The following is a 19,910-nucleotide window of genomic DNA, read 5'->3' on the forward strand; positions in this document are numbered from 1 at the left end:
AGGTGGCCACCACCACGTCCCAGCGGACGACGAAGCAGGACCAGGCCACGCAGCCCCCGAACCGGATCGCGGCGACCCTCGCCTCGCTGCGGGCCGCGCTGGACCGCCCGCTCACGTCGTACTACCTGCTGCTGGGCGCCTCGGCGCTGCTGCTCACCGTGGGCCTGATCATGGTCCTCTCCTCCTCCAGCGTCTATTCGTTCCGCGAGTCCGGGGACTCCTACGCGGTCTTCAAGCGCCAGTTGACCTGGGTCGCGATCGGGCTGCCGCTGGCGTTCGTGGTCTCCCGGATGCCCCGGGCGGTGCTGCGCAAGCTCACCTGGCTCGGCCTGGCCGGCGCCCTGGTCCTGCTGGCGCTCACCATCGGCCCGATGGGGCTGGTCCGCAACGGCCAGAAGAACTGGCTCGGGCTGGGCCCGATCGTCATCCAGCCCTCCGAGATGGCGAAGCTGGCCGTGATCCTGTGGGCCTCCCACGTGTACGCCGTCAAGCACCGCCGGCTGGACCAGCTCGGCCACGTGCTGATCCCGGTAGTGCCCGGCATGGCCGCCGTGGCTGCCCTGGTGGTGTGGCAGCGCGACCTCGGCACCGCCCTGGTCGTCTTCGCGATCATGCTCGCGATGCTCTGGGTGGTCGGCGCGCCGGGCAAGCTCTTCGCATTGACCTTCTCGGTGATCGCGGTGGGCGCCTTCTACATGGCCACCACCAACGACAACCGGCGCGGACGCCTGCTCAACTTCATCGACCCGTTCGCCGACTACCACGACGCCGGATGGCAGCCGGCCCACGGCCTCTACGCGCTCTCCACGGGAGGCTGGTTCGGCCAGGGCATCGGCGCCAGCCAGCAGAAGTGGGGCGACCTGCCCGAGGCGCACACCGACTTCATCTTCGCGGTGCTCGGCGAGGAACTGGGCCTGGTCGGCACCCTGCTGGTGCTGATGCTCTTCCTCACCATCGCCTTCGCCGCGATCCGGGTCGCCTCCCGGACCCAGGACCCGTTCGTGCGCTACACCAGCTTCGGGATCACCGTCTGGCTGCTCGGGCAGATGATCATCAACGTGGGCATGGTGCTCGCCTTGCTGCCGGTGATCGGCATCCCGCTTCCCCTGATCTCCTATGGTGGATCCGCGCTGCTGCCCTCCCTGATCGCGCTGGGCCTGCTGATCGGGTTCGCCCGTTCCGAACCGGAGGCAGCACGGGCCCTGGCCGCCCGCAAGCGCAGCCGCTCCGCCGGCCTGTCGGCCGGCACGTCACGACGAGGAAGATGATGAGAGTCCTGCTCGCCGGTGGAGGATCCGCCGGCCACACCTCACCCCTGCTCGCGACCGCCGCCGCACTGGCCCGGCTGGAGCCAGCAGTGGAGATCACCTGCCTGGGCACCCGCGAGGGCCTGGAGGCACGCCTCATCCCCGAGGCCGGCTACCCGCTGGAGTTCGTGAACAAGGTGCCGCTGCCGCGTCGCCCCAACGCTGACCTGCTCCGGGTGCCCGGCCGGCTCCGCGGCGCCCGCAACGCGGCACTGGAAGTGGTGGACCGGATCCGCCCCGACGTCGTCGTGGGCTTCGGCGGCTACGTCTCGGTGCCCGCCTATCTCGCGGCCCGCAAGCGTGGCATCCCGATCGTGGTGCACGAGGGCAACGCACTGCCCGGCATCGCCAACAAGCTCGGCGCCCGGATGACCACCTCGGTGGCCACCTCCTTCCCCGACACCGACCTGCGGCACGCGACGTACACGGGGTTGCCGATCCGGCGGATGATCAGCCAGCTCGACCGCTCGGCGCTCCGCGCCGAGGCGCGGACCAGCTTCGGTCTCGACGCCGAACGGCCCACCCTGCTGGTCACCGGCGGGTCGCAGGGCGCCCGGCGGATCAACCAGGCAGTCGCGGGTGCCTCGGCCCAGCTCGGCGCGGCCGGTGTCCAGGTGCTGCACGTGGTCGGCCCGCAGGGGGAGGCCTCGCCGGAGCAGACCGGAGTGCCCTACGTGGTGCGCAACTACGTGGACCGGATGGACCTGGCGTACGCCGCAGCGGATGCGGTCCTGTGCCGCTCCGGCAGCAACACCGTCACCGAGGTCTCCGGGGTCGGCCTGCCGGCCGTCTACGTGCCCCTCCCGATCGGCAACGGCGAGCAGGCCCTCAATGCCCGCCCGGTCGTCGACGCCGGCGGCGGCCTGCTGGTCAGTGACGCCGCGTTGAGCCCGGAGTGGATCGGGACCGCACTGGCCGAACTGCTCACCGACGCCGACCGCCTGGCCGCGATGGGCGCCGCAGCAGCAGGCGTGATCCCCCTCGACGCCGACGAAAAGCTGGCCCGGATGATCCTGGCGGCACGCCGATGAGGGTGCCGATCCCACAGACCATCCCGGCCGCGGAGGACCTCGGACGCGTCCACTTCATCGGCATCGGCGGCGCCGGGCTCTCCGCGATCGCCCGGATCCTGCTAGCGCGCGGCGTCACGGTCAGCGGAAGCGACGGCACCGACTCCCCGGTCCTGGCCGCGCTGCGCGACCTGGGCGCCCGGGTGCACGTCGGGCACGCCGCCGACCATGTCCGCGACGTCGACACCCTGGTCGTCTCCACTGCCATCCGCGAGGACAACCCGGAATACCTCGCCGCACGCGAGCAGGGCTTGCTGATCCTGCCCCGCTCGGCGGCGATGGCCTCGATCATGGCCGGCCGCCGGGCGATTGCGGTCGCCGGCACGCACGGCAAGACGACGACGACCTCGCTGCTGACCGTGGCACTCCAGGCCGCCGGTGAGGACCCGACGTACACGATCGGCGGCGACCTGGCCAGCTCCGGAGTCAACGCTGCCGAGGGCACCAGCGACGTCTTCGTCGCCGAGTCGGACGAGAGCGACGGGGCCTTCCTGGTCTATTCGCCCGCGGCGGCGATCGTGACCAACATCGATGCCGACCACCTCGACCAGTGGGGCACCGAGGCGGCCTACCAGGCCGCGTTCACCGACTTCCTCGACCGGATCGACCCCGGCGGGCTGCTGGTCACGTGGGCCGACGACGACGCCACCCGCCGCCTGGCAGCAACCGCCCGCGACAAGGGCCTGCGGGTGATCACGTACGGCGAGTCGCCTGACGCCGACCTGGTCGCCGAGGGGTTGCGCCACGAGGGGACCACCACCACCTTCGCGGTACGCCGTGGCGGTGAGGTGCTCGGCGAGATCACGCTGCGCGTGCCGGGCCGGCACTACGTGCACAACGCGCTGGCCGCGCTGGCCATCGGACTCGACCTGGGACACGGCTTCGCGGACCTGGCCCGGGGCCTGGCCGGCTTCACCGGGACCCGGCGCCGGATGGAGTTCAAGGGCGAGGCCGGCGGCGTACGCGTCTATGACAGCTATGCGCACCACCCCAGCGAGATCCGGGGCGACCTGCAGGCGGCCCGCTCGGTGGCCGGCGAGGGCGCGGTCGTGGTGGCCTTCCAGCCCCACCTGGTCTCGCGGACCCGGATCTTCGGCACCCGGATGGGCGCCGAGCTCGGCGCGGCCGACCGGGTCGTCGTCCTGGACGTCTACCTGGCTCGCGAGGAAGCCGACCCCGAGGTGACCGGAGCGATGGTCGCGGCGGCGGTGCCGCTGTCGCCGGACGACGTCAGGTTCGAGCCGGACTTCGACCGCGTGCCCGCGGCACTGGTGGAGCTGGCTTCGCCGGGCGACCTGGTGCTGACCCTGGGCGCCGGGACGGTGACGGCCTTGGGCCCGGTCGTCCTCGACGCACTGTCCCGTCAGGCGGCGACGGAGAACAATGCTTGAGCGTTGGCGCCGGGAGCGGCCCGACGAGGCGGAACTGACCCGGCGGCGGTTCGCGCGGCGCCAGTGGGCCGGTCGCTGGTTGCGCATGCGTGCGGTGGTGGTCGCCGCCGCGGTGCTGGTCGTCCTCGTGATCGGCGCCTGGGCGGTCTTCTTCTCCTCCTTGCTGGCCGTCGACGGCGTCGAGGTCGAGGGCAATGACCTGCTCACCGTGGAGCAGGTCGAGGCCGCAGCCGCAGTGCCCCACGACGTACCGCTGGCGCGCACCGACCTGGATGCGATCCGCGACCGGGTGGAGGAGTTGCCAGCAGTCCGTACGGCGGACGTGTCGCGCAAGTGGCCCGACGCGATCCTGGTCAAGGTCACCGAACGGGTCGCGGTGGCCGTGGTGGAGGCCGGCGGCGAGTTCCGGGGCATCGACGCCGAGGGCGTCGCCTTCCGTGACTTCGCCGAGCAGCCCGAGTCGCTGCCGCTGATCAAGATCGACGAGGACACCGCCGCCGACGCCCGGGCCGAGGGTGCCGCGGTGATCGCGGCACTGCCCGACGACATCGCCCAGCAGGTCGAGCACCTGGAGTTGCACAGCATCGACCAGATCAGCCTGCAGTTGCGCGACGGGCGCGTGGTCCAGTGGGGGAGTGCGGAGGATTCGGCTGACAAGGCCCGGGTCCTGGCGGTCCTGCTGGACGAGGTGGAGGCCAAGGAGTACGACGTCACCGTGCCCGGCCAGGCCACGACCCGCTGATTTCTTCAGCTTTTCTCGCCACGCGCCGCGTGTCTGCGTGATTCGTGGCTCCGCGCTGCCTACTGTCTTCGGCATCGAGAGGTTGACATAACTATAACCCTCTACTTCAGGGTTAGGGTTTCGTTCCAGCCGATCGTCTTCCCCGCCCAACCAGCCAGGCCCACACCGGACACGAGTCCACCGTGGGCACACACAACGATCAGCGAGAGGCGAAATCGCCGTGGCAGCAGCACAGAACTACCTGGCCATCATCAAGGTCGTCGGCATCGGTGGGGGTGGGGTCAACGCCGTCAACCGGATGATCGAGGTCGGCCTCAAGGGTGTCGAGTTCATCGCGATCAACACCGACGCGCAGGCGCTGTTGATGAGCGATGCCGACGTCAAGCTCGACATCGGCCGTGAACTGACTCGCGGCCTCGGCGCCGGCGCCAACCCCGAGGTCGGGGCCAAGGCGGCCGAGGACCACGCCGACGAGATCGAGGAAGTGCTCAAGGGCGCCGACATGGTCTTCGTCACCGCAGGCGAGGGCGGCGGCACCGGCACCGGCGGGGCCCCCGTCGTGGCCCGGATCGCCCGCTCCCTGGGCGCCCTGACCATCGGTGTGGTCACCCGCCCCTTCGCCTTCGAGGGACGCCGCCGGGCCAACTCTGCGGAAGAGGGCATCTCCCAGCTGCGCGAAGAGGTCGACACCCTCATCGTGATCCCCAACGACCGGCTCCTGTCGATCTCGGACCGCAACGTCTCCGTGCTGGACGCGTTCAAGCAGGCCGACCAGGTGCTGCTCCAGGGTGTCTCCGGCATCACCGACCTGATCACCACGCCCGGCCTGATCAACCTCGACTTCGCCGACGTGAAGTCCGTGATGGCCAACGCCGGGTCCGCCCTGATGGGCATCGGATCCGCGCGCGGGGAGGACCGTGCGGTGGCCGCGGCGGAGATGGCCGTCTCCTCGCCCCTGCTGGAGGCGAGCATCGAGGGCGCCCACGGCGTGCTGCTCTCCATCGCCGGCGGTTCGGACCTGGGCCTCTTCGAGATCAACGAGGCCGCCGCACTGGTTGCCGAGTCCGCGCACAACGAGGCCAACATCATCTTCGGTGCCACCATCGACGACGCACTCGGTGACGAGGTGCGGGTGACGGTGATCGCTGCCGGGTTCGACGGCGGCATGCCCCAGCGGCGCAACGAGGGGACGGTGCTGCGGCGCCAGGCGCCGCAGCAGACCCAGGGCGAGACCCGGGCCGCGGCCCAGGCCATTGCCGGCCAGCGCCAGGCCCAGCAGGGCAATGGCCAGGGTGCGGAGCAGGGCTCGCGTGGCCCGGCCACCCCGGCCGGCCAGCCGGCGACGTCTGCAGGATCGGCCCCGGCGCAGCAGGCCCAGCAGGGTGGCCAGGGTCGTCCGCCGGCCCAGTCGCCGTCCAACCCGGGCCAGGCCCCGGCCCAGCCGCGCCAGCAGCCACGCCAGGTCCAGTTCGACGACGACGAACTGGACGTGCCGGACTTCCTGAAGTGACCGCCTGAGCCGTGTTCGCCCATCGCGAGGCCCGAGCCGGCGGCGTCGACACCGTCGGTCTCGACATCGCCTTCACGGATCGCCACGGCATCACCGGTGCGCTCGACCTCCAGTGGGAGGGGGCGCCGGGATCGGCTGCGGACGGTTCCGGGCTCGAAGCCATCGCGCAGAGCATCGGCGGCCCGGTCGTCGGGATGCGCCAGGTCCATGGGACCGCCGTGGTCGAGGTCGATGGCGCGGTGGCGGACGCATCCGTCGAGGCGGATGCGATCCTCACCCGCACCCCTGGCGTCACCCTCCTGGTCCGGGTGGCCGACTGCGTCCCGATCCTCCTGGCCGACCAGCGGGCCGGGGTGGTCGGAGCGGTCCACGCCGGACGCCAGGGCGTGCTGCTCGACGTGGTCGGGGCGGCAGTGGAGCGGATGCGCGCGCTCGGCGCGCAGGAAATCGAGGCATGGGTGGGGCCGCACGTGTGCGGCGTCTGCTACGAGGTACCCGGCGCCATGCAAGACGAGGTCGTTGCCGCCATCCCCGCGACGAAGAGCGTCACCTCCTGGGGCACGCCGGCGCTCGACCTCGGGGCCGGGGTCCGCGCCCAACTCGAGGCGGCCGGGGTCCCGAGCCACTCCGTCGACCGGTGCACCCGCGAGGACGAGGACCTCTGGTCCTACCGCCGCCAGGGGGCGGACGCCGGGCGCCTGGGCGGACTGATCAGGATGGTGCCATGAGCCAGGCACGCCACGACGAACTCTCCACCAACCTCGACGACGTACGACGCCGGGTCGCCGCGGCATGTGCCGCTGCGGGCCGGGGGAGCGACGAGGTGTCGATCACCGTGGTCACCAAGTTCTTCCCCGCCAGCGACGTCCGCATCCTGGCCGGGCTCGGCGTCACCGACGTGGGGGAGAACCGCCACCAGGAAGCCGTCGAGAAGTCGGCCGAGTGCGAGGACCTGGGCCTGCGGTGGCACTACATCGGCGGACTCCAGTCCAACAAGGCCGCCGCGGTCGCGGCGTACGCCGACGTGGTCGAGTCGGTCGACCGGCCCAAGCTGATCGGCCCCCTCGCCCGTGGCGCCGAGGCCCGCGGGCGCCCCCTGGACTGCCTGGTCCAGGTCAGCCTGGACCCGCCGGGCACCCAGCACCGGGCCGGCGTACTGCCCGACGACCTGACCGCGCTGGCCGCAGGCGTCGCCGGGAACGAGTTCCTCAACCTGCGCGGGCTGATGGCGGTGGCCCCGCTCGGCGAGGACCCCCGGGCCGCCTTCGATCGCCTCTCCGTGATCGTGGACCGGTTCCGCGCGGACCACCCCGGGGCGAGCGTCCTCTCGGCCGGGATGACCCAGGACATGGAAGAGGCCATTTCATGCGGCGCGACACACGTTCGTGTCGGCCGCGCGGTGCTCGGTGAGCGCCCCACGATCAAGTAGTGTCCACAACACAGAAGCGCTCGAACCCGGGCGCGGATTTCGGAGGAAAGTCACATGAGCGGCGCGATGCGCAAGATCGGTGAGTACCTCGGCCTGGTCGAGGACGCTGGTCGGTACCCTGACGACGAGGCCTATGACGAGTACGCCGAAGACCGCGGTGGCCACGAGGAGCCGCGTCCGGCCCCGGTGTCCAGCATCTCCGAGCGCCGTCGTCCCCAACCCGTCGCGAGCCCAGGAGTGGTTGCAGAGTTGTCCCGGATCACCACGCTGCACCCCCGCACCTACAACGAGGCGCGGACGATCGGCGAGAACTTCCGGGACGGCGTCCCGGTCATCATGAACCTCTCCGAGATGGACGACAACGACGCCAAGCGCCTCGTGGACTTCGCTGCCGGCCTTGTCTTCGCCACCCGCGGCACGATCGAGCGGGTCACGAACAAGGTGTTCCTGCTCTCGCCGCCCAACGTGACGGTGGCCGCAGAGGACAAGGAGCGGATCGCCGAGGGCGGTTTCTTCAACCAGAGCTGAGCCGACACTCGTGGAACTCATCGGGACGATCCTCTATGTCGTCCTCTTCTCCTTCATGGTCCTGCTCTGGACCCGTTTCATCTTCGACTGGGTGATGGTCTTCGCGCGATCCTGGTCACCCAAGGGACCGCTGCTCGTGGTCCTGGAGATCGTGTATTCGATCACCGATCCACCGATCAAGGCGCTGCGCAAGGTGATCCCGCCGCTGCGGCTGGGCAGCATTGCTCTGGACCTCAGTTTCCTGATCGTGCTGGTTGGCACCTACCTTTTGATGCGCCTCAACTACGTGATCTTCCTGAGCGCCTGATTGCTCTGGTGACTTCGCGACAGGCGTGGGGCAGGCGCTATTGTTTCGAACGACAGAACTTCCGATGACTATTGAGAATGGGTGAGGTCATGCCGCTGACGCCTGAGGACGTGAGCAACAAGCGCTTTACTCCGGTCCGGCTCCGTGAGGGCTACGACATGAGTGAAGTCGATCAGTTCCTCGATGAGGTGGAGGCCGAACTGGCACGGCTCACCAAGGAGAACGACGACCTGCGGGCCAAGCTGGCTGCCGCCCAGTCCGGCGCCCCGGCCGCGGTGCCGACCCCGGCCCCCGTGCAGGAGAAGAAGCCCGAGCCGGTCCCGGAGCCCGCGCCGGTCGCGGCTGCTGCGCCCGCGGAGCCCGAGACTATCCGCGTCGAGACCGTCGCCCAGGCGTCGAACGCCGCTGCTCGCCTGCTCGAGCTCGCCACCCGCAACGCGGACGAGCTGGTCGACGAGGCCAAGAATGAGGCGGACCGGATCGTCGGCGCTGCCCGCACCAAGGCCGAGCGCCTCGAAGCCGAGGCCAAGACCAAGGCGGACCGCCTCGAGTCCGACGCCCGGACCCGTTCGCAGATGCTCGACTCCGAGACCGCCGAGAAGCGCCAGCAGATGTTCGGCGACCTGGAGAAGGAGCGGGACAAGCTCAACGCAGAGGTCGAGACGCTGCGCTCGTTCGAGCGTGAATACCGCTCGCGCCTGAAGAGCTACTTCTCCCAGCAACTCGAGGCGCTGGAGGTCAGCCCGGAGAGCGGCTTGCCCGCCGGCTCTTCCGACGCGCAGCCCCCGAAGCGGCTCCGCTCGATCCTCGGCGAGGACGAGGGCTGAGGTCCCTGCAGCACTGATTCGTCGACTGGCCGGTCCCGCAGGGGACCGGCCAGTCGTCATTTGTCCACCATTGCTGCGCGGCGGTTTGAGTCACCCCCGGCGGTGCACTAGCCTCCGTGCCACTTGACTGTGGTTCCTGCCACACTCACCACGGCCACGAGGAGGCCCTTTCCATGGCACGCAGCACGAAGAAGTCGTTGGCGGGCACGGCAGCTGCTGCAGCGAAGAAGGTCCTCTCCCGCAGGCCGCGCAAGGCCGCCGCCACGGACGCGCCCGCGAAGAAGGCCGCACCCGCCAAGAAGACTGCGCCGGCCAAGAAGACTGCGCCCGCGAAGAAGACTGCGCCCGCGAAGAAGGCGGCGCCCGCGAAGAAGGCAGCACCGGCCAAGAAGGCGGCGCCCGCGAAGAAGGCCGCACCGGCCAAGAAGGCCGCACCGGCCAAGAAGGCCGCACCGGCCAAGAAGGCCGCACCGGCCAAGAAGACTGCGCTGGCCAAGAAGACTGCGCCCGCGAAGAAGGCCGCGCCGGCCAAGAAGGCCGCGCCCGCGAAGAAGGCAGCGCCCGCGAAGAAGGCCGCGCCGGCGAAGAAGGCCGCGCCGGCGAAGAAGGCTTCGCCGGCGAAGAAGGCTTCGCCCGCCAAGAAGGCCGCGCCTGCCAAGAAGGCCGCGCCTGCCAAGAAGGCAGCACCCGCCAAGAAGGCAGCACCCGCCAAGAAGGCAGCACCCGCCAAGAAGGCGGCACCCACGAAGCTCAAGGTCCGTGAGGACGAAAGCGCCTGGACCAAGGCCGAACTCGGCGAGGTCGTCAAGGACCTCAACGAACTGGCCGCCCGCCTGCACGGTGAGATCGAGGAGCAGGAGCAGGAACTCGCCGACCTGATGCGTGACGCCGGTGATGGTGCCGGGCACGACCAGGCCGACATGGGCGCGACCAGTTTCGAGCGCGACCACGAGTTGACGCTGGTGGCGAACTCGCGGGAGATGCTCACCCAGATCGACCGCGCCCTGGCCCGCATCGACGACGGCACCTACGGCATCTGCGAGTCCTGCGGCAACCCCATCGGCAAGAATCGGTTGATGGCCTTCCCGCGTGCGACACTGTGCATGTCATGCAAGCAGCGAGAAGAGCGCCGCTGAACAGCGGGGAGTCGGACGAGCCGGCACACGACGTCGAGGACGAGACCACGGCGGACGATGCGCCCGAGCAGCCCCCTGCTCGCCGTACGCCGTACCTCCTGCTCTTCGCACTGATCGCGGCACTCGGACTCGGCCTCGACCAGTGGACCAAGCACTGGGCCGAGAACAGCCTCGAGGGCCGCGGCACCGTCGAGGTCGTCGGCAGGTGGCTCGGCTGGCACCTGACCTACAACTCGGGTGCCTCCTTCAGCATGGGCACCAGCTATACCGAGGTGCTCAGCGTGATCGCCATCGGTGCGGTGTTGGTGGTCCTGTTCATCGCCCGCCGCCTGGCCAGCACGACCTGGGCCGTCGCGCTCGGCGTCCTCCTGGCCGGTATCGGCGGCAACCTGACCGACCGCATCTTCCGGGCGCCCGGTGTGCTCGAGGGCCACGTGGTCGACTTCATCCGCCTGCCGAACTGGCCCATCTTCAACATTGCCGACATCTGCATCACCGTGGCTGCCGCACTGATCATCATCCAGACCATCCGCGGCATCCGCGTCGACGGCCTGCGCCACGAGTCATGAGCGACCACCGGACAGTGCTGGTCCCCGAGGGGCTGGCCGGGGAGCGTGTCGACGCGGCGATGGCCCGGATGTTTGGCGTCTCCCGGACCCGCGCAGCCGAACTGATCGCCGAAGGGCACGTGCAGGTCGACTCCGGTGCGGTGGCCAAGTCGGACCGGGTCCATGCCGGCGCGATGCTCGAGGTCACCTTCCCCCAGCGCCCGGATCCGCTCGCGGTGAAGGCCGAGATCGTCGAGGGGATCAAGATCATCCACGATGACGACTCGATCGTGGTGATCGACAAGCCGGTCGGGGTCGCCGTACACCCGTCGATGGGGTGGACCGGACCGACCGTGGTCGGCCACCTGGCCGGGGCCGGCTACCGGATCGCGACCAGCGGCGCCTCCGAGCGCCAGGGCATCGTGCAGCGGCTCGACGTCGGTACGTCGGGAGTCATGGTGATCTGCAAGTCCGAGCACGCCTACTCGGTGCTCAAGAACGCCTTCCGCCACCGCACCGTCGACAAGACTTACCACGCGCTCGTGCAGGGCCACCCGGACCCGCTCAGCGGCACCGTGGACGCACCCATCGGGCGCCACCCGAAGTCCGACTGGAAGTTCGCGGTGATGGCGGACGGCAAGCCGAGCATCACCCACTACGAACTCCTCGAGGCACACCGGTTCGCCAGCCTGCTGGAGATCCACCTGGAAACCGGCCGGACCCACCAGATCCGGGTGCACATGTCCGCGCTCAAGCATCCGTGCGTGGGCGACCTCACCTACGGCGCCGATCCCACCCTGGCCCGCCGCGTGGGCCTGGAACGGCAGTGGCTGCACGCGGTCAAGCTCGGCTTTGAGCACCCCGACACCGGCGACTACGTGACCTACGAGTCCAGCTATCCCGACGACCTCGCTGCTGCGCTGGACACCATCCGGGACGCCCACTGACATCGTTGCTTGCCAATTGAGAGGATCGCGGCATGCCAGCCGAGTTCTCCCTGCGCCGCGCCGACGCCGCTGACCTGCCCGCGATCGCGACCGTCCTCATCCAGGCGCGTGCTGCTGCGGTCCCGGCGATGCCCCCGGCCGCCCACGACGCCGACGCGACCGTGGCCTGGGTCCAGGGCTGGGACCTCGCCGAGCGCGAGGTGTGGGTGGCCGAGGCAGGCTCCGGCGACGGGGTGGTCGGCTTCCTCGCGCTGACCCCGACCTGGCTGGACCACCTGTACGTCGCCCCCGCCGCCCAGCGCCACGGCGTCGGCAGCGCCCTCCTCGACGTAGCCCTCGCCACCCGGCCCCGTGGGTTCGGGCTGTGGGTCTTCGAGACGAACGAGCCCGCCCGGCGCTTCTATCGCCAGGCCGGCCTGATCGAGCTGGAGCGGACCGACGGTTCGGAGAACGAGGAGGGCGCGCCCGACATCCGGGTGGTGTGGCCCGGCGAGCGGCCGCTGGAGTTCCTGCGCTCCGAGATCGACCAGGTCGACGGGCTCCTGGCCGACCTGCTGGCCCGCCGGGTCGCCCTCACCGCGGCCGTCCAGGTCCGCAAGCCCGTCGGCGGCCAGGCCGGCCGCGACCCCGTGCGGGAGCGCGAGATCGCCGACCGGATGGCGGCCCGCGTGCCCGCCCTCGGTCCGGAGCGGGTGGCCCGGATCGTGGACGCGATCATCACCGAGAGCCTGGACGCCACGCACCGCTGAGGCCGCGAACACGGTCGAGGTGGATCGAGTGTCGGTGGGTCGACGTACTCTCGTTCCGAGCATCACCTAGGCTGGGATCCTTCCCCGCCGAAGGCCCGGCAGGCCTCCTGCCAGGCTCGCTCCACGCGACGTCCGAAAGGTCATCCCAGCTCCATGTCAGCAGCCTCCGGCGACGGGTTCGCGCACCTGCACGTGCACACCGAATACTCGATGCTGGACGGCGCGTCCCTGCTCGACGGCCTCTTCGCCCGGGTGCGCGACCTGGGCATGACGTCGATCGCGATGACCGACCACGGCAACCTGCACGGCGCCTACGACTTCTGGTCGAAGGCGAAGAAGTACGACGTGAAGCCGATCATCGGGATCGAGGCCTACCTCACGCCCGGCACCCAGCGCGGTGAACGCCGCCGGGTCCGGTGGGGCAAGGGTGACGTCGCCGAGGAGGGCGGCAACGACGTCGCCGGTGGCGGCGCCTACACCCACATGACGATGTGGTCGGAGTCCACGGAGGGGATGCACAACCTCTTCCGTCTCTCCTCGCGCTCCAGCCTGGAGGGCTACTACTTCAAGCCCCGGATGGACAAGGAGATCCTGGCAGAGCACAGCAAGGGGATCATCGTCTCCACCGGGTGCCCCAGTGGCGCCATCCAGACCCGGCTCCGGCTGGGCCAGTACGACGAGGCCGTCCGCGAGGCCGGCGAGTTGCAGGACATCTTCGGGCGCGACAACGTCTTCCTGGAGTTGATGGACCACGGCATCGACATCGAGAAGCGGGTCCGCGACGACCTGCTCCGGCTGGGCAAGCAGATGGGCCTGCCGCCGATCGCCACCAACGACTCCCACTACAACAACCCCGAGGACGCCGACGCCCACGACGCCCTCATCTGCGTTGCCTCCGGCAAGCGGATCGCCGACCCCAACCGGCTCAAGTTCGACGGCGGCGGCTACTACATCAAGTCCGCAGCCGAGATGCGCGAACTGTGGGCCGACCGCTTCGGCATGCCGGAAGCGTGCGACAACACGCTGCTGATCGCGGAGCGCTGCCAGGTCGAGTTCACCGAGTCCACCGGTGGCTACATGGCGCGCGCCGACATTCCCGCCGGCGAGACCGAGGAGTCGTGGTTCACCAAGGAGGTGTGGCGCGGCATCGAGGTGCGCTACCCCGGTGACCGGCTCACCCAGGAGGTCCGCGACCGCGTCGAGATGGAACTCGCGATCATCTCGCAGAAGGGGTACTGCGGTTATTACCTGGTGGTCGCCGACTTCATCCAGTGGTCCAAGGCCAACGGCATCCGGGTCGGCCCCGGCCGCGGTTCCGGTGCCGGATCCATTGCGGCGTACGCACTGAGCATCACCGACCTGTGTCCCCTGGAGCACGGCCTCTTCTTTGAGCGCTTCCTCAACCCCGAGCGCCCCTCGATGCCCGACTTCGACATTGACTTCGACGATGCCCGCCGCGGCGAGGTGATCGCCTACGTCACCGAGAAGTACGGCGCCGAGCGGGTCGCCCAGATCGCCACCTTCGGCCGGCTCAAGGCGAAGGCCGCGATCAAGGACGCCGCCAGGGTGCTCGACCACGGCTTCGCCATCGGGGACCGGATCACCAAGGCGTTCCCCGCCGACGTGATGGGCAAGGGCGTCCCACTCAAGGAGCTGTTCAACCCCGACCACAAGCGGTACGGCGAGGGCGGCGAGTTCCGGGCTCTCTACGAGCAGGATCCCGACGTCCGCAAGATCTACGAGACGGCGGTCGGCCTCGAGGGCCAGATCCGCAACTGGGGCGTCCACGCCGCCGGCGTGATCATGTCCAGCGAGCCGCTGATCGACATCGTGCCGATCATGTCGCGGCCCCAGGACGGCGCGGTGATCACCCAGTTCGACTACCCGATGTGCGAGTCGCTCGGCCTGGTCAAGATGGACTTCCTGGGCCTGTCCAACCTGCGCATCCTCGAGGACGCACTGGCCAACATCGAGCTCAACCGGGACGAGAAGGTGGTCCTGGAGGAGCTGCCCTTCGACGACCGCGCCACCTATGAGCTGATGGGGCGCGGCGACACGCTCGGCGTCTTCCAGCTCGATGGTGGCGGGATGCGTTCCCTGCTGCGCTCGATGCAGCCGGACAAGTTCGCCGACATCACCGCCGTCAGCGCGCTCTACCGCCCCGGACCGATGGGCGCCGACTCGCACAACAAGTACGCCCGCCGCAAGAACGGCCGCGAGCCGATCGAGCCGATCCACCCGGCGCTCGAGGAGGCGCTGGAGCCGGTGCTGGGGGAGACCTACGGCCTGATCGTCTACCAGGAGCAGGTGATGGCGATCGCCCAGGTCCTGGCCGGGTTCACCCTGGGCGCCGCTGACAACCTGCGCCGCGCCATGGGCAAGAAGAAGAAGGAAGAACTCGACAAGCAGTACGCCGGGTTCCAGGCCGGCATGCTCGAGCGCGGCTATCCGCAGGACGCGATCGACACCCTGTGGGCGATCCTGCTGCCGTTCTCCGACTACGCCTTCAACAAGTCGCACTCCGCGGCGTACGGCGTGATCACCTACTGGACGGCGTACCTCAAGGCGAACTACCCGGCCGAATACATGGCCGCGCTGTTGACGTCGGTCAAGGACGACAAGGACAAGATGGCGATCTACCTCAACGAGTGTCGCCGGATGAAGATCAAGGTCCTCCCGCCCGACGTCAACGAGTCCGCCCACAACTTCACGCCTGTCGGCACCGACATCCGCTTCGGCCTCACCGCGATCCGCAACGTCGGGTCCAACGTGGTGGCCGGCATCGTCGAGGCCCGCGAGGAGAAGGGTCGCTACACCGACTTCAACGACTTCATGGACAAGGTGCCCGCGAGCGTGTGCAACAAGCGGGTGATCGACTCCCTGGTCAAGGCCGGGGCGTTCGACGACATGAAGCACAAGCGCCGGGCGCTGGTGGCGATCCACGAGACGGCGGTCGACCAGTACGTCGACATCAAGCGCAACGAGGCGATCGGCCAGGACTCCCTCTTCGCGGGGCTGGACGGGCTCGACGAGGCCGACGCCGGATTCGGGATCAGCGTGGCCATCCCCGAGATCGACGAGTGGGACAAGATGACCCTGCTGGGCCACGAGCGCGACATGCTCGGCCTCTACGTCTCCGACCACCCGCTGATGGGCCTGGAGCACGTGCTGACCCAGGGCACCGACTGCAGCATCGGTGAACTCGTGCTCGACGAGGAACGCCCGCACGGTGCGCAGGTGACGGTCAGCGGACTGGTCACCACCGTGGCCCGCAAGATCACCAAGCGCGGTGACCCGTGGGCCACCGTCACTCTGGAGGACCTGGACGGCGCCATCGAGGTGCTCTTCTTCCCGAGTAGCTATCAACTGGTCAGCCCCTACCTGGCCGAGGACTCGATCATCCGGGTGCGTGGCTCGCTGAGCCGCGACAAGGACCAGCCCGAGCTCCGCGGTCAGGAGGTGAGCCTGCCGGACATCAATGAGGGGCCGGGCGGACCGGTCACCGTCTCGCTGCCCTCCACCCGGTGCACCGCCCCGGTGGTGGAACAACTGGCCGAGGTGCTCCGCACCCACCCGGGCATGTCCGAGGTGAGGCTCAAGCTGCTCAGCCGCGGCTCGACCACCGTGATGAAGCTCGACGACAAGCTGCGGGTGACCCCCACCCCGGCGCTCTTCGCCGACCTCAAGCAACTCCTCGGGCCGGGCTGCCTTGGCCAGTGAACGGACGGCCCGCGCGCTGCGCCAGGCCCTTGTCGTCGTGCTCACCTTCATCGTGGCCGGTGTGGTGTGCGGCTGGTTGTGGCACCAGGTGTGGGCACCCGCACCCGAGGGCTTCGTTTATCAACACGTGCCGCGGTTCGAGGACGACGAGGTGATCCGGAGCACCGGGCTCTACTTCCTGATCGCCGCCGCAGCCGGGTTGCTCCTCGGCCTCGTGCTGACCTGGTGGTTCGAGGCGGACGAGGTGATCACCCTGGCCGCGGTCGTGCTCGGCGCGCTGGTGGCTGGTTGGGTGATGATCGGGATGGGCGCCTGGCTGGGGCCCGAGTCGATGGAGAAGGTGGCCGCCGGCGCGGAGGACTGGACCGAACTGAAGGCCTCGATGGAGGTCGCCGGCGCGGCCCCCTGGGTGGCCTTCCCGGGCGGCGCGCTGGCCGGGGCGTTCGTCATCCTGGTCTGCTTCCGCAGCCGCGCCGAGGCAGCAGCCCGGGCCCGGGTCAACGCGTTCGACGAATCGGCGCCGTGACGGCACCGGTCACCCGGGCCAGGTCCGTGGGGGCCAGGCCCAGGTCCAGGCCGCGACGTCCACCCGAGACATAGACCACCGGGTGGGCCAGCGCCGAGTCGTCCAGCACCGTCGGCAGTGCCTTCCTCTGCCCGATCGGAGAGATCCCGCCCACGACGTACCCACTGCTGCGCCGGGCCCGGGCCGGGTCGGCCATCGCACACCGGGAGGCGCCCAGGGTGCGTGCCAGCGCCTTGAGGTCCAGCTCACCGGCGACCGGCACGATGGCGACCACGAGGCGTCCGTCCGCGTCGGCCAGCAGGGTCTTGAACACCTGCTCCTCCGCAAGCCCCAGCGCGGCCGCGGCCTCCGCGCCATAACTGGCCGAGCGCGGGTCATGGTCATAGGTGTGCACGGTGTGCTCGATGCCCGCCACGGCCAGCGCCACGGTTGCCGGGGTGCCCGCGCTGCCCTTTGACTTCTTCGCCATCTCCAGCTCAGTTCGGTGACCAGCCGGTGCGCGACACCTCGGTGGCGGGCAGGGAGGGCAGGGCCTGCATGGCCCGGATCTCCTCGTGCATCATCTCGGTGAGCATGGCCAGGCGCAGGGCGGTGTCGGTGGCCTCCAGCAGTTCCTGGCGCTGGGCGAGGGTGAGCAGGCAGGTCGCGGCGAGCACCCACGACAGGTACGTCGGGTCGTCGGGCAGGTCGCCGCTGAGGACTTCCTCGCCGCGGATCTGGCTGAGCACGGTGCGATAGTCGTCGAAGGCCTGCAACGCGCGGGCCGTGATCAGCGGGTCGACGCTCTCCTCGTCGTCGGGCAACACCTCGATCTCGCCGGCCAGGAACTCCCCGGTGCTCTCCAGGCTGTCGAGGCGGAGCCGGCTGCGGCCCACGGCGACGATGTCGAAGCTGCCGTCGGGGTGTTGGGTGACCTCGGTGAGCTGCAGCACGCAGCCGATCCGGTGCAGTGACTGGCCGCCGCGCTCGCCGACCTCGTAGCCCTCCCGGATGGCGCACGAGCCGAAGACGCGCTCGGCGGGGTCGTCGATGCGCAGCAACTGGTGGACGAGTGCACGATAGCGGTCCTCGAAGACGTGGAGCGGGATCGTGATGCCGGGGAACAGCACGGTGTTCAGGGGGAACAGCGGCAGCTTCTCGGTCATCCGGTCAGCCTATCGGCTGTCCGGACGACCTTCTGGTTGCCTGCCTGGTTGTGCGACAGGGCAGGATGGCGCCTGTGCCGGATGTGTATCCCCAGGAGGACCGATGAGACGTGTGATCGCGGTTGCGGCCGGAGCCTGGCTGCTGATCGACCTGCTCCGGGTCTGGGCGCCGTCCTTGATCACGATCTTCGGCCAGGCCGCGTCCACCCCGGCCGAGTTGATGGGCGCGTTCGCGCTGGGCTGTGTCCTGGCCGGCCTGCTGCCCCGGATGGCGGTCCGGCTCGGGGTGCCACCCATGCCGGTGCTGCGCGGCGTACTCGTGGTGGCCCTGGCCGCCCGGGCCGGGCTGGCGTTCACCGACGGGGGAGCGGCGCAGCTCTGGGTCGCCTCCGTCGGAGTGGCTGCGGCCGTGGCCTGGACGGTGCTCGCCGCGGAGCACCTCGGTGCCGAACTCGTCGAGGGCTGGTTGGTCGGCATCGCGCTGGCCACCGTCACCCATGCCGGGCTGGGCACCTGGGGTGCGGTGTGGCGCGACGACGCCTGGGGCTGGTCGCTGCTCGCGCTACAGGTCGTGCTGGTCGTCTCCACGCTGCGCGAGGAGCCGTCCGGTCCCGCCCCGGCGCGCCTGGCGCTGGCGATGCTGCCGGCCTGGCTGGTGGCGGGCATCTGGGCGGCCAACCCGGCCCGCGCCTCGGTCGCCTCGCCCGACGCCGGCCCGATGGTGGTGGTGCTCGCCGTCCTGGTCGCCGTGGGACTCGCTCGTTGGGCACCCGCCCGCCCCGACCTGACCCGCCGGGCGCTGCCGGTGGCGGCAGCAGTCCTCACCCTGGCCTCGGCGCTGGTGCTCCTGCCGGTCAACTCACCGCCCTGGTTCCTGATCGCCTTCGCGCTGGGCATGCCCGCACTTGCCGTGGTGCTGGTCGGGATCGACCTGGTGGGGCGCGCCGGTGGCACCGGCGGAGCCGTGGCATGGGCCGCCTCGGGCGGTGCGCTGGCGTGGGTGGTCCTCTTCTTCGTCTACTACGCGGGCTATGACCTCGGCTATCGCGCGGACCTGGCGATCGTGGTGCTCTGCGTCGCACTGGTGGCGCTCGGGGTCACCTCGGCCGAGGTTGCGCAGACCGCAACGGACACGACGTACGCCGGGGTGACCCGGGCGCGTTCGGGCCTGCGCGCCGGTGCCGGGATGGCCGCAGTCTGCGTCCTGGTCGCGCTCTTCGGCCCGCACGTCACAGTGGCGCCGGTCACCGACGGAGTCACCGGCGACACCGACGGCGGCCTGCGGGTGGTCGCGTGGAACCTGCGGATGGGCTATGGGATCGACGGCCAGTTCGATCCGGCGGCTGTGGCCCGCGAGATCGCCGCCCAGGACCCGGACGTGGTGCTGCTCAGCGAGGTGGACCGCGCCTGGCTGCTCAACGGCGGCCAGGACCAGTTGCAGGTCCTGGCCCGACTCCTGGACCTGGACGCCCACTTCGGGCCCGCCGCGGACGCGGTCTGGGGCGACGCGATCCTGACCAACCTGCCGATCACCCGGGTCAGGTCACAGCCGCTGGACTCCTTCGGAGCGGTCACGGGTGCGCAGGTGCTCGCGGGCACCGTCACCAAGGACGGACAGGCCTGGGACGTGCTCTCCACCCACATCCAGCCCCATCCGGTCGACGAGGGGGAGGACGGCTCGCTGGCCCAGGCCCTGATCATCTCCGGCCTGGCCCTGCGCATGCACGAGAGCGGCAACCCGACGATCGTCGGCGGCGACTTCAACCTCGAACCGGGCGACCCGTCGTGGGACGTGATGACCGGCACCGGCCTGGTCGACGCGCTGGACGGGGCCAGGCCGCTGCCCACCTCGCCCGCGGACGCCCCCGAGCAGCAGATCGACCACGTCTTCACCAGCCCGGACCTGGCCGCCAGCGACGTGGTCGCCTTCGGCCGGCAACTCTCCGACCACCTGGGCGTGGCGGTCACCTTGCGACCTGCCCGGTGAAGCCACGGTGAGCGGCGCCACTCGCCGGGTGTCGCCCCTCG

General features: G+C 70.1%; 19 protein-coding genes. 17 read left to right on the forward strand and 2 right to left on the reverse strand.

The genetic code is table 11. The features are described from left to right. The first annotated feature begins 2 nt into the window (after positions 1-2). The 16 genes from ftsW to Q9R27_RS04865 all read left to right on the forward strand — a co-directional run bounded on the left by ftsW (position 3) and on the right by Q9R27_RS04865 (position 16,737). On the forward strand, positions 3-1,268 hold the full coding sequence (gene ftsW, locus Q9R27_RS04790; protein WP_311251197.1) for a putative lipid II flippase FtsW: 1,266 nt from the start codon (positions 3-5) through the stop codon (positions 1,266-1,268). Continuing rightward, positions 1,268-2,338 carry an undecaprenyldiphospho-muramoylpentapeptide beta-N-acetylglucosaminyltransferase gene (gene murG / locus Q9R27_RS04795; protein WP_311251198.1) on the forward strand — a complete coding sequence of 357 codons (1,071 nt, stop codon included), beginning with the start codon at positions 1,268-1,270 and terminating at the stop codon, positions 2,336-2,338. Before ftsW ends, murG begins: the two co-directional genes overlap by 1 nt. After that, positions 2,335-3,768: a UDP-N-acetylmuramate--L-alanine ligase gene (murC, locus tag Q9R27_RS04800; protein WP_311251199.1), complete on the forward strand. Its 1,434-nt coding sequence runs from the start codon at positions 2,335-2,337 to the stop codon at positions 3,766-3,768. The genes murG and murC overlap by 4 nt, the downstream gene beginning before the upstream one ends. Continuing rightward, positions 3,761-4,510 carry an FtsQ-type POTRA domain-containing protein gene (locus tag Q9R27_RS04805; RefSeq protein ID WP_311251200.1) on the forward strand — a complete coding sequence of 250 codons (750 nt, stop codon included), beginning with the start codon at positions 3,761-3,763 and terminating at the stop codon, positions 4,508-4,510. The genes murC and Q9R27_RS04805 overlap by 8 nt, the downstream gene beginning before the upstream one ends. A 220-nt stretch (positions 4,511-4,730) precedes the next feature. Next, a complete protein-coding gene (gene ftsZ / locus Q9R27_RS04810) occupies positions 4,731-6,020 on the forward strand; it encodes a cell division protein FtsZ (protein WP_311251201.1) in 1,290 nt (429 codons plus the stop codon). Between the two features lie 11 nt (positions 6,021-6,031). Further along, positions 6,032-6,748, forward strand: a complete 717-nt coding sequence (locus Q9R27_RS04815) for a polyphenol oxidase family protein (RefSeq protein WP_311251202.1) — start codon at positions 6,032-6,034, stop codon at positions 6,746-6,748. Then, positions 6,745-7,449 (forward strand): YggS family pyridoxal phosphate-dependent enzyme, encoded by a 705-nt coding sequence (locus Q9R27_RS04820; RefSeq protein ID WP_311251203.1) that lies wholly within the window; start codon positions 6,745-6,747, stop codon positions 7,447-7,449. Before Q9R27_RS04815 ends, Q9R27_RS04820 begins: the two co-directional genes overlap by 4 nt. A 54-nt stretch (positions 7,450-7,503) precedes the next feature. Continuing rightward, positions 7,504-7,977: a cell division protein SepF gene (locus Q9R27_RS04825; protein WP_311251204.1), complete on the forward strand. Its 474-nt coding sequence runs from the start codon at positions 7,504-7,506 to the stop codon at positions 7,975-7,977. Positions 7,978-7,987: 10 nt separating this feature from the next. Next, a complete protein-coding gene (locus Q9R27_RS04830; protein WP_311251205.1) occupies positions 7,988-8,284 on the forward strand; it encodes a YggT family protein in 297 nt (98 codons plus the stop codon). 89 nt (positions 8,285-8,373) lie between these two features. Beyond that, complete coding sequence (locus tag Q9R27_RS04835; protein ID WP_311251206.1) at positions 8,374-9,111, forward strand: DivIVA domain-containing protein; 738 nt, start codon at positions 8,374-8,376, stop codon at positions 9,109-9,111. Between the two features lie 173 nt (positions 9,112-9,284). Beyond that, positions 9,285-10,247, forward strand: coding sequence for a TraR/DksA C4-type zinc finger protein (locus tag Q9R27_RS04840; RefSeq protein WP_311251207.1), 963 nt, complete (start codon positions 9,285-9,287; stop codon positions 10,245-10,247). Continuing rightward, positions 10,220-10,816: a signal peptidase II gene (locus Q9R27_RS04845; RefSeq protein WP_311251208.1), complete on the forward strand. Its 597-nt coding sequence runs from the start codon at positions 10,220-10,222 to the stop codon at positions 10,814-10,816. Before Q9R27_RS04840 ends, Q9R27_RS04845 begins: the two co-directional genes overlap by 28 nt. Next, positions 10,813-11,742 carry an RluA family pseudouridine synthase gene (locus Q9R27_RS04850; protein ID WP_311251209.1) on the forward strand — a complete coding sequence of 310 codons (930 nt, stop codon included), beginning with the start codon at positions 10,813-10,815 and terminating at the stop codon, positions 11,740-11,742. The genes Q9R27_RS04845 and Q9R27_RS04850 overlap by 4 nt, the downstream gene beginning before the upstream one ends. Before the next feature lie 32 nt (positions 11,743-11,774). Next, positions 11,775-12,491, forward strand: coding sequence for a GNAT family N-acetyltransferase (locus Q9R27_RS04855; protein WP_311251210.1), 717 nt, complete (start codon positions 11,775-11,777; stop codon positions 12,489-12,491). 153 nt (positions 12,492-12,644) lie between these two features. Further along, entirely contained in the window at positions 12,645-16,211 is a 3,567-nt protein-coding gene (gene dnaE, locus Q9R27_RS04860) for a DNA polymerase III subunit alpha (protein WP_311251211.1), read from the forward strand. Next, on the forward strand, positions 16,201-16,737 hold the full coding sequence (locus Q9R27_RS04865) for a hypothetical protein (protein ID WP_311251212.1): 537 nt from the start codon (positions 16,201-16,203) through the stop codon (positions 16,735-16,737). The genes dnaE and Q9R27_RS04865 overlap by 11 nt, the downstream gene beginning before the upstream one ends. On the opposite strand, the gene ybaK is transcribed toward Q9R27_RS04865, so the two are convergent. Continuing rightward, the gene (gene ybaK / locus Q9R27_RS04870) at positions 16,709-17,206 is read right to left on the reverse strand and encodes a Cys-tRNA(Pro) deacylase (protein WP_311251213.1); all 498 of its coding nucleotides are present in this window, start codon (positions 17,204-17,206) and stop codon (positions 16,709-16,711) included. The two genes, Q9R27_RS04865 and ybaK, sit on opposite strands and share 29 nt — an antisense overlap. Positions 17,207-17,213: 7 nt before the next feature. Continuing rightward, the gene (locus Q9R27_RS04875; RefSeq protein ID WP_311251214.1) at positions 17,214-17,882 is read right to left on the reverse strand and encodes an LON peptidase substrate-binding domain-containing protein; all 669 of its coding nucleotides are present in this window, start codon (positions 17,880-17,882) and stop codon (positions 17,214-17,216) included. Positions 17,883-17,985: 103 nt separating this feature from the next. Between Q9R27_RS04875 and Q9R27_RS04880 the strand changes: the two genes are divergently transcribed. After that, positions 17,986-19,869: an endonuclease/exonuclease/phosphatase family protein gene (locus Q9R27_RS04880; RefSeq protein ID WP_311251215.1), complete on the forward strand. Its 1,884-nt coding sequence runs from the start codon at positions 17,986-17,988 to the stop codon at positions 19,867-19,869. Positions 19,870-19,910 lie beyond the last annotated feature (41 nt).

Origin of the sequence: Nocardioides sp. AE5, assembly GCF_031844485.1 — a bacterium.
In the GTDB taxonomy this organism is placed as follows: domain Bacteria; phylum Actinomycetota; class Actinomycetes; order Propionibacteriales; family Nocardioidaceae; genus Nocardioides.